The sequence below is a fragment of the Paenibacillus chondroitinus NBRC 15376 genome, assembly GCF_004000765.1.
Taxonomy (GTDB): Bacteria; Bacillota; Bacilli; order Paenibacillales; family NBRC-103111; genus Paenibacillus_E; species Paenibacillus_E chondroitinus.
The window spans coordinates 41964-56146 of record NZ_BILW01000005.1; the positions used below are offsets into that span (position 1 = coordinate 41964).

17 protein-coding genes are annotated in these 14183 nt (G+C 43.0%); 12 read left to right on the top strand and 5 right to left on the bottom strand.

The features are described from left to right. Positions 1 to 28: 28 nt before the first annotated feature. From PCH02S_RS08260 to PCH02S_RS35625, 4 genes are all read left to right on the top strand, one after another. Positions 29 to 307, top strand: coding sequence for a YlaH-like family protein (locus PCH02S_RS08260; RefSeq protein WP_127452393.1), 279 nt, complete (start codon positions 29 to 31; stop codon positions 305 to 307). Next, on the top strand, positions 304 to 732 hold the full coding sequence (locus tag PCH02S_RS08265) for a hypothetical protein (protein ID WP_127451911.1): 429 nt from the start codon (positions 304 to 306) through the stop codon (positions 730 to 732). The genes PCH02S_RS08260 and PCH02S_RS08265 overlap by 4 nt, the downstream gene beginning before the upstream one ends. Before the next feature lies 1 nt (position 733). Then, positions 734 to 1015, top strand: a complete 282-nt coding sequence (locus tag PCH02S_RS08270; RefSeq protein WP_127451913.1) for a hypothetical protein — start codon at positions 734 to 736, stop codon at positions 1013 to 1015. A gap of 179 nt (positions 1016 to 1194) precedes the next feature. Continuing rightward, positions 1195 to 1338, top strand: coding sequence for a hypothetical protein (locus tag PCH02S_RS35625; protein WP_157321620.1), 144 nt, complete (start codon positions 1195 to 1197; stop codon positions 1336 to 1338). 42 nt (positions 1339 to 1380) lie between these two features. Here the strand turns inward: PCH02S_RS35625 and PCH02S_RS08275 are convergent, their stop codons facing one another. Next, complete coding sequence (locus PCH02S_RS08275; RefSeq protein ID WP_127451914.1) at positions 1381 to 1926, bottom strand: YhcN/YlaJ family sporulation lipoprotein; 546 nt, start codon at positions 1924 to 1926, stop codon at positions 1381 to 1383. Between the two features lie 110 nt (positions 1927 to 2036). Between PCH02S_RS08275 and PCH02S_RS08280 the strand changes: the two genes are divergently transcribed. Continuing rightward, positions 2037 to 3368 carry a PhoH family protein gene (locus PCH02S_RS08280; protein ID WP_127451916.1) on the top strand — a complete coding sequence of 444 codons (1332 nt, stop codon included), beginning with the start codon at positions 2037 to 2039 and terminating at the stop codon, positions 3366 to 3368. Positions 3369 to 3422: 54 nt separating this feature from the next. Here PCH02S_RS08280 and PCH02S_RS08285 read toward each other — a convergent pair whose 3' ends face one another. The 3 genes from PCH02S_RS08285 to PCH02S_RS08295 form a co-directional block, all read right to left on the bottom strand. Further along, a complete protein-coding gene (locus PCH02S_RS08285) occupies positions 3423 to 3911 on the bottom strand; it encodes a hypothetical protein (protein ID WP_127451918.1) in 489 nt (162 codons plus the stop codon). A 37-nt stretch (positions 3912 to 3948) separates the two neighbouring features. After that, a complete protein-coding gene (locus tag PCH02S_RS08290) occupies positions 3949 to 5043 on the bottom strand; it encodes a coiled-coil domain-containing protein (protein ID WP_127451919.1) in 1095 nt (364 codons plus the stop codon). A 103-nt stretch (positions 5044 to 5146) separates the two neighbouring features. Further along, positions 5147 to 6112, bottom strand: coding sequence for a hypothetical protein (locus PCH02S_RS08295; protein ID WP_127451921.1), 966 nt, complete (start codon positions 6110 to 6112; stop codon positions 5147 to 5149). Positions 6113 to 6202: 90 nt separating this feature from the next. On the opposite strand from PCH02S_RS08295, the gene PCH02S_RS08300 reads away from it, so the two are divergent. Next, positions 6203 to 7324, top strand: coding sequence for a class I SAM-dependent methyltransferase (locus tag PCH02S_RS08300; protein WP_127451923.1), 1122 nt, complete (start codon positions 6203 to 6205; stop codon positions 7322 to 7324). A 59-nt stretch (positions 7325 to 7383) separates the two neighbouring features. Here PCH02S_RS08300 and PCH02S_RS08305 read toward each other — a convergent pair whose 3' ends face one another. Beyond that, positions 7384 to 7614, bottom strand: coding sequence for a DUF2626 domain-containing protein (locus PCH02S_RS08305; protein WP_028558057.1), 231 nt, complete (start codon positions 7612 to 7614; stop codon positions 7384 to 7386). A gap of 367 nt (positions 7615 to 7981) precedes the next feature. Between PCH02S_RS08305 and PCH02S_RS08310 the strand changes: the two genes are divergently transcribed. From PCH02S_RS08310 to PCH02S_RS08335, 6 genes are all read left to right on the top strand, one after another. Beyond that, complete coding sequence (locus PCH02S_RS08310; RefSeq protein WP_127451926.1) at positions 7982 to 8635, top strand: RsfA family transcriptional regulator; 654 nt, start codon at positions 7982 to 7984, stop codon at positions 8633 to 8635. A 110-nt stretch (positions 8636 to 8745) separates the two neighbouring features. Next, positions 8746 to 9705 (top strand): ketopantoate reductase family protein, encoded by a 960-nt coding sequence (locus tag PCH02S_RS08315; protein ID WP_127451928.1) that lies wholly within the window; start codon positions 8746 to 8748, stop codon positions 9703 to 9705. A 15-nt stretch (positions 9706 to 9720) separates the two neighbouring features. Further along, positions 9721 to 10122, top strand: a complete 402-nt coding sequence (locus PCH02S_RS08320) for a DUF3397 domain-containing protein (RefSeq protein WP_246068995.1) — start codon at positions 9721 to 9723, stop codon at positions 10120 to 10122. 401 nt (positions 10123 to 10523) lie between these two features. Beyond that, complete coding sequence (locus PCH02S_RS08325; RefSeq protein WP_127451933.1) at positions 10524 to 12206, top strand: peptide ABC transporter substrate-binding protein; 1683 nt, start codon at positions 10524 to 10526, stop codon at positions 12204 to 12206. Between the two features lie 104 nt (positions 12207 to 12310). Beyond that, a complete protein-coding gene (locus tag PCH02S_RS08330; RefSeq protein ID WP_127451936.1) occupies positions 12311 to 13243 on the top strand; it encodes an ABC transporter permease in 933 nt (310 codons plus the stop codon). Positions 13244 to 13246: 3 nt separating this feature from the next. Further along, complete coding sequence (locus PCH02S_RS08335) at positions 13247 to 14179, top strand: ABC transporter permease (RefSeq protein WP_127451938.1); 933 nt, start codon at positions 13247 to 13249, stop codon at positions 14177 to 14179. Positions 14180 to 14183 lie beyond the last annotated feature (4 nt).

Here is a 14183-nt window from a genome sequence, read left to right on the forward strand (position 1 = left end):
CGAAATGGAGTGTATGGTATTGACAGCGTTGAATGAATGGTTCGGAAATCACATTTACATCACTTATTTGTTAATCTTCATATTTATGTCTTACGTGTATAACAAAGTTTTTCGGACTCGCAAATTACCGGTTCTTAAGACAGCCGTTGTTTACTTGCTTATGGCGATCGGGTCCATCATGTTACTCGGTTTTCAGCTGGTAGGACTGCCAATTGTACTTTGCTTGACTGTTGCGATTTCTCTCATGTTTCTAGTTCGGATACGTTATTTTATCGAAAAAAGAAGCGGGAGCAGCAGCCCGGAATGACGAGATACTGGCTAACTCCAATTGTGAATGATTCACCTTTAGTTCTTGGGGCAGACCGTATCCATTGTACGCCGCTGAAAGCGTTGGAGTCGCTCCGAGAATTGGCAAATGGGAAGCATCCCAGATTGCTTGCGATGTTTAAATCCAGTCTGCTCTTAAGCGACGACGAGGAGCTGTGCGGCTCAGAATTTGTAGAGCTGGATCTCGGGCAGTTTGAGGCGATCAGCTTTGATGGTAAGCCCTTTCATCTCTCGCATTGTGCAGAAGCTTTTCTTGACCGTTTGCTTACGCGTAAAGAGGCTCTGGAGCTTGTCTCTTCCTTGAAGTGTGATGTGGATTCTGTACATAGCAATTGGATCAATCAATGGCTTCGTTGGTTGGAGTCGGGTTATGATGTCATTTTACTCAGAGAGGATGGGCATTAAGATGAATCTTCAAGATACTTTTTTCAATTGGCTGCAGATGCAGGTCGTCAGTGAAGCCAGACCAAACGACGAGGCCGCCAAAGAAACATTGGATTTTTTCGCAATGATACTTCATGAGGATCATGGAGTCAGCGAAATTGAACTCGTTGACGTAACGGATCCAATGAAGATTCACATTTCCTATGAACGCGAAGGAGTCAAGAGCAGACAGAGCTTTGATCGTGAATCCGCTGAGAAGCTATTGGATGATATTAATGCCAATCCTATTTACAATAATCAATAGACAGGAATTTTGGCGACATAACTTTTTTAATCCAACGTACAATAAGGTATATCTGGGTTAAAAAGGAGTGTTCGCATGACCTGAAAATAGATACATAATGGTGGAACGCTTGCCACCAGCTATGCTATACTGTTAGTGTAAGCAGCGTTTTCAACCACCTAGTAGGAGGCGCAAGCGATATGGCTGAACACATCACAGCTTTACCGGAGCAATTAATTGATCGCGCCCCAATGATGACAACAGTTGAATATGAGAAAACTTTTGCGTGCCGAGTATCTGTCAAGCCACCCGGCCAAGTTTTTGATGCGATAAAAAAAGCCTAGATCTGCTATGTGCAGTCAGGCTTTTTGTTATCTTTCCGCGAATTATGGATTTGGATTCCCGGCCTGGTTCGCGTCATTAGGTCCTGTATTGTCTTGGGGATTGCGTATATCACGCGGCAGTTGCGGCATAGCCCGGCCCATGATATCCGCCATTTGCTCAGCGAACCCGGTAATCGGCCTTCCTGCTCTTACGTTATCCCGAATGTTGCGCAGCCGTTGATCTAGATCAAGATCTGCTGTTACGATGGCATTCACACCATAGGGATCTTTTTTGAGAGCTTCCGCTACCGAATATTTGACGGTGCCCACTCTCGAACGATCCATATCTTTTCTGAGGTTGATGCCAACGACAGCGGTATTGCCGAATACAACACAATGCGCACTTTCAACCTGCGGGATACTGGTGGCTAGGCTTTCCAATCGTTCCGCAACAGCTTTAGAATCTTTGATCTCCAGCTTTTGTGGAGCAATTTGTTGTACCTTTACCTGTCTTTGATTTGTATCTTGAGAGGGGGCACCGCTTTTCGGCGCTTGACTACAGCCAACCGCGAGGGTCAGTACCAACGATAATACGCACAATAGTCTCACTTGAATCGATCCTTTCCTTGAATCTCGCGTTTAGTTTGTCCTGCACAGCTAGGTTGTATGTATGAAATATAACCAATGATCTGACGCCAAATCTGGGAGGGGACACACCAATGAAAAAAATTTACGTGTTAGATACCAATGTACTGCTTCAGGACCCTAATGCATTATTCGCGTTCGAAGATAATGAAGTAGTCATACCCGCCGTGGTGTTGGAGGAAATCGATTCTAAGAAACGAAATGCGGATGAAATAGGCCGAAATGCGAGACATGTCTCCCGATTACTCGATGGATTAAGGACAAAGGGTACCTTATCTGACGGTATTAGCCTTGAACGAGGCGGAAGCATTAAAGTGGAGCTTAACCATCGAAGTTTTGCGAAATTGCAGGATACTTTCTCCGAATTAACGAATGATAACCGCATACTTGCCGTGGCCCTCAATTATCATCTGGAAGAGCAGGCGAATGATATTCCGAGACCCGTTATCATCGTTAGTAAAGATACGCTGGTGCGGATCAAAGCTGATGTGCTGGGCATTCCTGCACAAGACTATTTAACCGATCGCATCGTAGCTCAAACAGATATGTACACCGGCTGCATCACCTTATATGTTCATCCGTCTGTGATTGACGAATTTTACTCATATCGCTTCTTAACCGTGACATCATTGAATTTGGGTTATATGCTTCACCCGCATGAATTTGTTATCTTACGGGATGAGCTGGGTTCTTCGAAATCCGCTCTGCTGAAAGTGACGACAGATGCCAAAAAACTTGAGCCGCTCTTTATGAGTAACGATCCCATCTGGGGAATTGCCGCGCGAAACGCGCAGCAGCGCATGGCTCTTGAGCTTTTGCTCAATGACGATATCCCGCTCGTCACCCTGACTGGGAAAGCGGGAACTGGTAAGACGCTATTGACGCTTGCTGCGGGTCTCATGAAAATTGAAGATGACCGCAAATACAAAAAGCTGCTTATTGCTCGACCAGTTGTTCCTATGGGCAAGGATATTGGTTATCTGCCTGGTGAAAAAGAAGAGAAGCTGCGGCCATGGATGCAGCCGATCTATGATAATTTGGAGTATTTGTTTGATACGAAGAAACCCGGAGATATTGAGAAGGTACTGGCTGGTCTCGGCAGCATTCAAGTCGAAGCGCTCACTTACATTCGTGGGCGTTCCATCCCGGGACAGTTCATCATTATCGATGAGGCGCAAAACTTATCCAAACACGAGATCAAAACAATCGTGTCCCGTGTGGGTGAAGGCAGTAAAATCGTTCTATTAGGAGATCCGGATCAAATTGATCATCCTTATTTGGATGCTTCCAGCAACGGATTAACTTATGTGGTCGAACGATTCAAGCAAGAAGGCATCAGCGGTCATATTACGCTGGAGCGAGGCGAACGTTCGCATCTAGCGCAGTTAGCGGCTGATTTACTCTAACACAAATAAACCCCTCCTCCCAGGTGATCTGGGAAAGAGGGGTTTATTTGTGTGTTAAGCAAGCATTTCGATGCGGCATCGATAAGCTTTGGCGATACCTTGCATCAGCTCTTCGAGCTGACGATCGACAACGTAAATATCACGCCCATGATCCTTGTAAAGCGCAAGGAGATGTTCTTCGATTTGCAACGAGGCTTGATCAACATCTGCTTCCTTGCTGTCTTCTGTAAATCGGAAGGAGACGACCAGCTTCTCGTACAAGTAGTTGTTTTCCCCTTCGCTAGTAAATCCATAATCGCTGAAAAGATCCGTTAATTCAGCATCTGATGGCAGCAGCAGCAATTTCATTTGATCCGTATTAACGTTGAGTCCCGCCATCACCTCGATAACGGCGAATTTCTCGGCCTCCGAGCTGACAATGATCATTTCGTTGTCTTGATCGAAGATATTTGCTTTGCCTGCCAGAGCTTTTTCAATTTGCGTATAGAAATCAACCAGCTTGCCATCAGGTACATCCATTAAAAGTCCAATTTTTGCTTCCATGCTACATCCTCGCTTTATTTAATTATCCATAGCTAGTTTACAGGGATAATTTGAGTTTCACAACTGCGGTGCCGTTTTTCGTTTCTACACTGACGACATCCAGGTAACTGACGATTTTTTTGGGGATGAAGCCAAGTTGGAATTCCTTCGAAAAATCTTCAATTGTCGTATCAGGCAGCTGAAAGCCGTTGAATTCAAGCTTATCCACAACAAACCGTACTTCATTCATGTCGGGATTTTCCTTCAACAAGAACCGGCCTTCGATGGTCATCTGAATTTGACCCTTCTGGCCTTTGGCAATAATAGAACCGTCGGTAAATTGAAAATTCAAATTTTGCAGCGACTCATTTTTGCCGTGCAGATAGGCGTTGAAATCCGTATCGCTGATCGTAATGACTGGATTTTTGATGGAAGATAAGTCCATAAATTTACTTTCTTTCGTTACATATTGCGGAAGCTCCCGAAACGCCGCGGACAGATTTTTCAAATACTCGCGGAACAAAGGGATGCCTTCTGATTTCCATTGATCGTTTAAACTCTTTATTTGTTCCTGGATGACCCCCGCTTGAGCGCTGACAGCAAGTTGTTTGTCCAATTCATCTTGGAGTTTGACGAGCCTTTCCCGCTGTTCAAGATAGGTATCTTTCGTCTTTTGCAGGTCGGTACGGGATGTTTCCAGATCTTTTTGTAAGCTTTTCAATTTATTGAACGAATCTGTAAAGGCGGCTAATGCACGGTGATCATTGGATATGATCATTTGTAAATACTCGAACATCCGCAAGGCATCGGCGAAAGAATGAACGGAAAAGAGCAGCATCCAAATCGAATCTCGATCTCCAGTGTAATAAGCCCTCATCACATTGCCGGCGTGTTTGCGTGTGCTGTCAACATGACTGTTTTGCTTCGTGATATCTTGTTCATTTTGCTTGATTTGCAGGACGATTTTGGCGTCTTGTTCATTAAGCCGGTTTACTTCTTTATCGATTTCAAAAATGGTAAGTCCTTTCTGGACGAGTTCCTTGGCTTCGTCGACTGCTGTCTTATTTTCTTTGGCAAATGCAGGATGGAGCGGAAGCGTAAGCTGCATCATCAGCAGGATGGACATCATGATTGATAGGCATTTATATCTCATTGAACGCATTCTCCCCCTATGAACAGATTATCATATTTCTATTAATTGAAGCACAAAAAAATACTTACCTCAGGGGACGAAGTAAGTATTTCCTATAGGATTCTTATTTCTTAACAGGTGCTATTAGCTTCAGAATCTCATCAAAACTTTTGACATTCTTCGGTACATCCTTCGTTAAAGCAGTTGCTTGGTTGATCGCGTCGTACGTTTGGTGAACGACGATATGGTTCTCTTGGGGCTTGCCGTCCACAGTCATTTGAAACACAACATCGATGGATTGGTCCCGGATAAAACCGCTGTCGTCAATCGCGACGACCATTTTGCTTGGAGCTTTCAGCTGGATGGCACCAGACTGTGATTTCTTTAACTGTTCCGCTTTGTCGGCCGGAATAAAGCCGTTATTTTGAAGTGTCCCGATAAACTCAGGCAGTTTAGTTTGAAATACGGTATTAATGTCTTTTTCATTTTTGCTGGTGAGCTCAACAGTGATAGACTTGGCCGACGATCCGTCCTTTAACTTGACAGGCTCCTTGGCTTCTTTGTACCATTTTGGATCAATGCCGCTAAATACTAGATTGCTTAATGAAGTGGAGAGCTGAGAAGTGTTCTTCAGCGTATCCAACGTTAAAGGACTCTTGCTGTTTTGACTCATTTGCTGCAAATCAATCGCATAATACTCGTCAGCCGTCTTATTTAATGCTGGCATATTAAAATACATTTTGCTATCTTTAATGAGAATTGGTATCTCGAAAGGTGACGTAGAGCCCTTAGGGGTAATTTTCAAATCCGTTTGAAATTGGAGAGGTTCTACATTGCTGATTCCTTTCCAATCTATCGTGCTGTCTTTGACCAAAGATAAAAGGCTATTCGTCAAAGGGTTGGATGTTTTCAATAAAGCATCACTGATGGCGAGTGTTGTGCTTCCTTCAAAGGTGTAAGACTTCATTTCCTTTTGTTTATTGAGAGATTGTTCCAATGCTTCTTTTACTTTTGTATTGTCTGTACAAGCTGTCAACGATAGCAAGCTGATGGCTGTTACCGCTGTAAGGGTTATCCACTTCTTTGACATGCGTGTTTTGTCTCTCCTTCCATGATCCTTATTCATTATAATGGTTTCCTGCTGCTTTGTCTTTAAGTAAAGAAATGGAGGTGGCTTCAATTGGATCTTAAGCTCGGACATCCGGAATTGGTTTCAACGATCATTCACGCCATACATTCCTCAGAAAACCAGGCGATTTCGTTCCAAGACTATATGGAGCTATGCCTCTATAGCGAACCTTACGGGTATTATCGAAATGAGAGCCTCAAAATCGGAAAAGAAGGCGATTTTTATACCAGTTCTTCCATCGGATCTGTGATGGGGGAAATGATAGCCTCTTTTATTGGAGATGAGCTTCAAAGACGGGAACTTCTCGATTCGGTACCGCTGCATGTCGTTGAGTGGGGCGGGGGAAACGGTCGCATGGCCCTGCATCTCTTGGATGAATTAAAAAGAAGTGCGCCGTCAGTTTACGAACGCGTAACTTATACAATCATTGAAACTAGTGCTTTTCACCGTGGACTTCAGCGCACTGCTCTGAATATGCACGCACAGCTTCTTCGGTTCACAAGTGAGCAGGAATGGTTGGACGAGGAACCTCAAGCGAATATGTTTATTTTGGCAAATGAACTGTTGGATGCTTTTCCGGTCCATCGAATCCGACATGCAGACGGAACTTATGAAGAATCTTATGTCACGTGGCAGGAGCTGGATCGGACTTTTAGTGAAATTTGGCTGCCTATTAAGTCCAAGCCTCTATTAGACACCATAGACCGCCTAAAGGTTCATTGGTTAGATGGCCAAATCGGTGAGCTTAATCTTGAGAGCGAAGCATGGATATCACGAATTTCCAAACGGATGACTAGCGGCAGTTGTCTTATTATTGACTATGGCGACACCGAAGAAGAGTTGTTCGCGGCTCACAGGCACTTGGGCACCTTAATGTGTTACCGGAAGCATCAAGCGCACGAGAATCCGTGGATCTACCAAGGCGAACAGGATCTAACTTCCCATGTAAACTTTAGTGCAGTGGAAGCGGCCGCCCGACAGAACGGTTTTGCCAATTGCCGACTTCTGACGCAGAGAGATTTTCTGGTGGAGCGTGGTATTTTGGAAAAATTGCAAAATCATTACGATCCCAATCCCTTTAGTGAAGTTTCTAAGCGCAACAGGGCTATAAGGCAATTGCTCCTAAGTGATCAAATGAGCGAACTGTTCAAGGTGTTAATTGCCGCGAAATGAAAAAAGGTGAACCGATGGACAACCATCGGCTCACCTTTTTGTTTGTTGTTGTCCTTGTACTAGATGGACATTTTGAAAAATGACCAGTACGTAAACCCACTGAAGGAAATAATCATATATCCCCAGAACAACAATATGTAAGTTCGTTCTGACAAGCGCATATAGCCTAGAATGACGAATACAGCTGTTTGGAAAAAGAAAATCAGAGACATAGGTATCATATCGCCTGCTAAACTCATCAGTGCGATAACAAGTGTCCAAAAACCTAGAACCCGAAACATGCGATCCATTCTCGTTACATCCCCCTCTCGTACCACGTTGCACTTTAACTACAACACATTATACCTTTTGAACTGAACAGTGTAAACCGTCAAACGGTGACGAAATTGCAAACATTTCATCATATAGATGTAGTATGTCTTTTTATCCGAATCCCATGTATGAGTGTCAAAAAATTTGGCAATACCATTTAGTATCAAATAGATTCTATGAACTCTAGTACGGGCATAGAAATAGTAATAATGGCACGAATCAATTTATACACGGGTACTCACGAATTGATTCTTTTTTATTCATACTGAAAGATGGCCCGCTGAATCATGGGTTCACCTCTTTCGGTTCGTTGCATCTGTACATTATGTTAGGAGGTTTAACCTTATGTCGGCTATAAGACAAGATGCTTGGAGCGATGAAGACGATTTGATCTTAGCGGAAGTGACTTTGCGTCACATTAGAGAGGGAAGTACGCAATTATCTGCGTTTGAAGAAGTTGGGGAGCGAATTGGACGTACGGCGGCAGCATGCGGATTTCGATGGAACAGCTTTGTAAGAAAAAAATACGAGGCAGCCATCCAAATTGCGAAAGCTCAACGTCAAAAAAGGACGCAGCTTAAGAAACATGCGGCTGTAACCATTTCTGGATCATCTTCCATTGGATTATTGGATGCTCCGGAACTGTCATCGGGCAAAACGGAAGCTTTTACAGAAGAAACGTTATCTATTGATGCCGTGATCAGGTTCTTGAGACAATGGAGAAATACGTATCAAGATATGAATCGTCATATTAAAAACTTGGAAAAAGAACTGCAGGACAAGGAAGACGAACTAGATAGACTGGGCAGAGAAAATAATAAGCTCAATAAACAAGTGAACGAAGTCGAAACAGATTATCGGGTTGTCAATGATGATTACAAGGCGCTGATTCAAATTATGGACCGTGCGCGGAAGATGGCCTTTTTGGTGGAAGAAGAGGAAGAAGAGAAGCCGCGTTTCAAAATGGATGCGAACGGCAATTTAGAGAGAGTAGAGTAAACCAGTCTGCTGCTCCAGTTGAAAGTAAAGCTTCAGATCAAGGTGAATCCTTGGACTGAGGCTTTTTTGTTGTATAATGATGACGAATGCGATGAGTGGAGGAAACTAGAATGCGAATTATGATAATTGGAGCAGGCTCGTTAGGTCTTTTATTTGCTGCCAAGCTGTCGGCTTTGTGTGATCATTTGACCGTAATTGCACGAACGAAAGAACAAGCTGATCAGCTTGCTCAAGAAGGCATAATGCTAGGCGGAACGACCGAGCGCCATAGGACAACTCGCGGCGGTTTCATAGAATTTAGTCATTACGAAGTAGACAAGGAGTCTGTGGCTAATGCTACCGTTCCTGTGCACCCATATGATTATATATTTCTCATGGTCAAGCAGCCTGCAATTACGAAAGAACTCGCGCAATATATATATTCTCGGCGCTCAGAGATTACGTATCTAGTTAGTTTCCAGAACGGAATTGGACATGAGGCTGATCTGAGTGAAGACGACGGAGAAAATAAGCTGCTGCTTGCTGTGACGACAGAGGGAGCTAGGCGCGAAAGTCCAACTGAAGTCTCTCACACAGGTCATGGCATAACCTACATAGGTGCGTCTAATTGCACGGATCCTGATCATAAAAAATCTACGCACTTTTTGTTAGTGAACTTGCTTCAAGAGGCAGGATTTCGGGCAGAGATGTCGAAGAACATGGAAGTAAGAATTTGGAGTAAATTGATTATTAATGCTGTGATTAATCCTCTTACAGCTATTTTGCATGTGAAAAATGGGGAGTTATTGGATTCAACTTGGACAAAGGAATTGATGTTTGACCTTTACCGAGAGGCTTGTTTCGTGGCTGAGGCCAAAGAAATCAAACTGCCTGATGCGTTGTGGCAAACCATTATATCTGTTTGTGAGGCTACAAGTAGGAACCATTCATCTATGCTACAGGACATCGAGCAGTCCAGGCCCACAGAAATAGACCGAATAAACGGAAGTTTATTGCAGATGGCTGATGAACTGAAACTCGAACTTCCTACACATCGTACGGTGTACCGATTAGTGAAAGCACTAGAATAAAATAGGTGGTTGAAGATGATGGATGTATTGATGAATTGGATTTCCACACTTTATGCAGTCCTGGCTGTTGCACCGTTTATTACTTTTGTTTTATTATGGTTTCTAGTGTTTTACTTCCTTCGTGATAAGAAAATGACGACTAGACTGGCCATGGATGTTACGACCTTTTTTCTCCTCGGTTCGGTTTCGTTAATGTGGAATCGATTGTTTCATACAAATTTTGGCTTCTGGATGATCGCGCTTGTTCTGCTGATTGCTTTTGGCATTATTGGCGGTTATCAAACGCATTTGAAAGGGAAAACAGACTTGCTTAAAGTAAGCAGAGTGGTTTGGAGGCTTAGCTTTTTAGGGCTTTCGATGCTTTACATTTTGCTTTTTTTCGTCCATATTGGCAAAAATTACATTTTTTCGACATAAAACAAAGTCTCTTTTGTTGAAATTGCACGAAAAAAGAGACTTTTCTGCTTTTCTTTGTAATATTTATTTGAGATTTGTAGAAAATAACAATGAAAATCGTGTAGATTTTATTGACCGATGGTTGTATAATTAGAAACCGGAAGACACTATAAATTCCAATGTTTCTAACATTTATTCTTACTAAGGTAAATTAAGTCTGGACAAAGCGTGGTTATATGTTATAATTACTTGCGTAGAGTCTAGTAAATTTTTTTACCAGAGATTCACGTAATATATTATGACATGTCTGAAGCGGTTTCACTTATTTTCGGGTCTGAGGTGTGAGGTTGATGTTAATAAAACTATCAAATGCACCTAACCATAGATATTCTAGACATACATAATTTTAGAGGAGGCGTTTTATGAAAGCGACAAAGTGGGTTACAACAGCAGTAGCATTAACACTTATGGGCAGCGTAGCGATTGGTTGCGCGAAGAATGAGGGAACTCCTTCCGCATCCCCGTCCGGAGATACGAAAGGTACTGCAGCACCAGCTTCCAACAAACCGCAAGAAATTAAAATTAACTTCACAGCTGAGCCGCCAATTATGGATAGCTCCAAGGCAACTGCAAATGGCGCTTTTACATTTATCAGCGCATTTAACGAAGGTCTTTACCGTACTGACAAAGACGGCAAAGCCGTTGCTGGTCTTGCTAAAGATTTCCCGAAAATCTCTCCTGACGGCTTGACTTACACAATCGACATTCGTGACAACGCGAACTGGTCGGATGGTCAACCGGTTAAAGCACAAGATTTCGTTTATTCCTTCAAACGTACATTAGATCCTGCTACAAAAGGGCAATATAGTTTCGTAGTAGCTTGGATTAAAGGTGGAGAAGCTGTTACTAAAGCTAAAACGCCTGAAGAAGTTAAAAAAGCTCAAGATGCTCTTGGTGTAAAAGCGATCAGCGACAAACAACTAGAAATCACGCTTGAGAAACCAGTTACTTTCTTTACACAAATGCTTGCGTTCGGAACTTTCTTGCCACAACGTGAAGATTTCGTAACAAAAGCTGGCGATAAATACGGCGCAGAAGCTGATAAGGTTATCGGCGCAGGTCCATTCATCCTTAGCAAATGGGATCATGGCCAAACACTTGAACTTGTTAAAAACGAGAAGTACTGGGATGCTGCTAACGTAAAAATTACAAAAGCAACAATTAACATTGTAAAAGATTCCAACACTGGTCTTAACCTGTATGAAACTGACGCAGCTGATTTGACTGAAATCAACCGCGATCAATTGAAACTTTACGCTGGTAAGCCGGACAACCTGCCTAAACCAGAGTTGACTAACTCCTACTTGATGTACCAAACCAAAAAAGTGCCAGCCTTGGCTAACAAAAAGATCCGTCAAGCGTTAGGAATGGCAATCGACCGTCAAGCTTACGTTGATACAGTACTTGCTAACGGTTCCGTACCTTCAACAGGTCTTGTACCTGGTGGTACTTCCGACGGTGCAGGCGGCGACTTCCGTAAATCTGCTGGCGACACACAACCGAAGTTCGATGCAGCTAAAGCAAAACAATTGCTTGCTGAAGGTTTGAAAGAAGCTGGTTTAACAGCTCTTCCAAAAATGAAAGTGAATGCAGATGATACTGAAACTGCTAAAAAATCACTTGAGTTCATCCTTGCACAATGGAAACAAAACCTTGGATACGAAGCAGAAGCGAACCCTGTTCCACACGCACTGCGTATCGAATTGTCTTCCAAACATGACTTCGACATCGTTCTATCCCTATGGGGCGCTGACTACAACGATCCAATGACATTCTTGGATATGTGGGTAACTGGCGGAGAGTTTGACGAAGGTGATTACAGCAACCCTGAGTATGACAAACTAGTTAAAGCAGCTCAAGCAGAAGTGGATCCGTCCAAACGTGCTAAAAACCTAATCGATGCTGAGAAAATCCTTATGGACGATCAAGGTGTAGCACCACTTTACTTCCGTACTCGCGCTTACTTGAAAAAAACGAATATCGATGGTTTGATTCTTCCATCCTTCGGTCAAGAGTGGGAATTGAAATGGGCTTCTGTTAAGTAATAATTGAAATATAAGATTTGTATCAAAAGGAAGGGGCCGTTCGCACCTCGTGGGAGCGGCCTCTTCTAAATTTCTTAGCTGTAAATTATTTAAGGAGGAGCAATATGGTCAAGTTCATTCTTCGCCGTTTCTTATATGCGCTTATCACGTTATGGCTGATCGCATCATTTACATTCGTATTGATGAAAAACTTGCCAGGGAATCCACTAGGAGAAGGCGCTGAAAAGATTCCTAAAGCTACGAGAGATATGCTGCTGAAGCAATACGGACTAGATAAGCCGTTATGGGAACAGTATTTGACTTTCTTGAACAATATCATCCATGGCGATCTAGGAGCTTCCTTTCAATTCCCTGCACACAAAGTTACAGATATTATCAAACAAGCGTTCCCATCTTCATTGGAACTTGGTTTGATCTCAATCGCTATTGCGATTATTGTTGGTCTTACACTAGGGATTATTGCGGCGCTTAAGCATAACAAAGCAGGCGATTACACAGCTATGTTTATCGCGATTCTTGGTGTTTCTATCCCATCCTTTGTTCTAGGTCCTCTGCTTTCATATTATGTCGGTGTTAAGTGGGGAATTCTTCCAGCGGGTTTGTGGAAAGGGCCTAGCTATCGTGTTTTGCCGGCGATCGCACTCTCATTCGGAACTATTGCCATTCTGGCTCGTTTGATGCGTACTTCGATGTTAGACGTTCTTAACCAAGATTACATTAAAACAGCTAAATCCAAAGGTTTATCCAACTTTACGGTTGTTGTAAGGCATACAATTCGAAATGCGATATTACCGGTTATCACGATTATCGGCCCAATATTTGTAAACGTTATTACAGGTACCCTTGTTGTTGAGCAAATTTTCTCAGTACCAGGTTTGGGTAAACACTTCGTTTCTTCGGTTTATTCCAACGATTACACCATGATTTCTGGGTTAACGATTTTCTATTCAGCTATCCTTATTTTGGTTATCTTTATCACCGACATTGTGTATGGTTTTGTAGACCCTAGAATTCGTCTTGGGAAAGGCGGGAAATAATACATGCAAACTCCGAATAATGCAACAGAGACTAGCTACAAGTTTGCTCCCGTTGCAAAAGAAACATTAACTGGCGAAAGAATCGTAAGACCTTCGCTTAATTATTGGCAGGACGCTTGGAGACGACTTAAGAAAAATAGACTGGCCATGGCTGGCTTAATTATATTGGTTGCTTTAATCGTATTGGCGATTATCGTTCCATTTGTTTCAAGCTACGATTATCAGACGCAAGATCTTAAAATAAAAAATCTCGGGCCAAACGCCCAACATTGGTTCGGTACAGACGACTTTGGCCGTGATGTATGGACTCGTGTATGGTGGGGAACTCGAATCTCGTTATTCATCGGGATTGTGGCCGCGTTGATTGACTTAGTTGTCGGTGTTATCTATGGTGGTATTTCCGCTTATTACGGCGGAAAAGTGGATGAAGTGATGCAGCGTGCGATTGAAATCGTATATGCGATTCCATTCTTGTTGATTGCGATCCTGCTTATCATGGTAATTGGTTCAGGTATTCCATCTATTATTTTGGCGATGGCGATAACTGGCTGGGTTCCAATGGCTCGTCTGGTACGCGGTCAAATGCTGACGCTCAAAGAACAAGAATTCGTACTTGCTTCTCGCACACTTGGCGCATCGCCAATGAGAATCATTTTGCGCAGCTTGATTCCGAATGCGCTTGGGATCATCATCGTACAAATTACATTCGTTGTTCCATCAGCGATTTTTACGGAAGCATTCTTAAGCTTTATCGGTCTTGGCGTGAAGCCGCCGCTGGCATCGCTGGGTAACTTGTTGTCTGACGGCGCCAACTATATTCGGTTATATCCGCATCGCCTCATTTTCCCGACAATCATTTTCAGCTTGATTTTGTTAAGCTTCAATTTGCTCGGCGATGGGCTTCGTGATGCGCTGGATCCAAAAATGCGCAAGTAAGAAG

Bases quoted from the DNA above. Each gene is read 5' to 3' on its own strand.
- PCH02S_RS08265 (WP_127451911.1), top strand. From the start codon at position 304: ATGACGAGATACTGGCTAACTCCAATTGTGAATGATTCACCTTTAGTT.
- PCH02S_RS08270 (WP_127451913.1), top strand. From the start codon at position 734: ATGAATCTTCAAGATACTTTTTTCAATTGGCTGCAGATGCAGGTCGTC.
- PCH02S_RS35625 (WP_157321620.1), top strand. From the start codon at position 1,195: ATGGCTGAACACATCACAGCTTTACCGGAGCAATTAATTGATCGCGCC.
- PCH02S_RS08280 (WP_127451916.1), top strand. From the start codon at position 2,037: ATGAAAAAAATTTACGTGTTAGATACCAATGTACTGCTTCAGGACCCT.
- PCH02S_RS08285 (WP_127451918.1), bottom strand. From the start codon at position 3,911: ATGGAAGCAAAAATTGGACTTTTAATGGATGTACCTGATGGCAAGCTG.
- PCH02S_RS08290 (WP_127451919.1), bottom strand. From the start codon at position 5,043: ATGAGATATAAATGCCTATCAATCATGATGTCCATCCTGCTGATGATG.
- PCH02S_RS08295 (WP_127451921.1), bottom strand. From the start codon at position 6,112: ATGTCAAAGAAGTGGATAACCCTTACAGCGGTAACAGCCATCAGCTTG.
- PCH02S_RS08305 (WP_028558057.1), bottom strand. From the start codon at position 7,614: ATGGATCGCATGTTTCGGGTTCTAGGTTTTTGGACACTTGTTATCGCA.
- PCH02S_RS08310 (WP_127451926.1), top strand. From the start codon at position 7,982: ATGTCGGCTATAAGACAAGATGCTTGGAGCGATGAAGACGATTTGATC.
- PCH02S_RS08315 (WP_127451928.1), top strand. From the start codon at position 8,746: ATGCGAATTATGATAATTGGAGCAGGCTCGTTAGGTCTTTTATTTGCT.
- PCH02S_RS08320 (WP_246068995.1), top strand. From the start codon at position 9,721: ATGATGGATGTATTGATGAATTGGATTTCCACACTTTATGCAGTCCTG.
- PCH02S_RS08325 (WP_127451933.1), top strand. From the start codon at position 10,524: ATGAAAGCGACAAAGTGGGTTACAACAGCAGTAGCATTAACACTTATG.
- PCH02S_RS08330 (WP_127451936.1), top strand. From the start codon at position 12,311: ATGGTCAAGTTCATTCTTCGCCGTTTCTTATATGCGCTTATCACGTTA.
- PCH02S_RS08335 (WP_127451938.1), top strand. From the start codon at position 13,247: ATGCAAACTCCGAATAATGCAACAGAGACTAGCTACAAGTTTGCTCCC.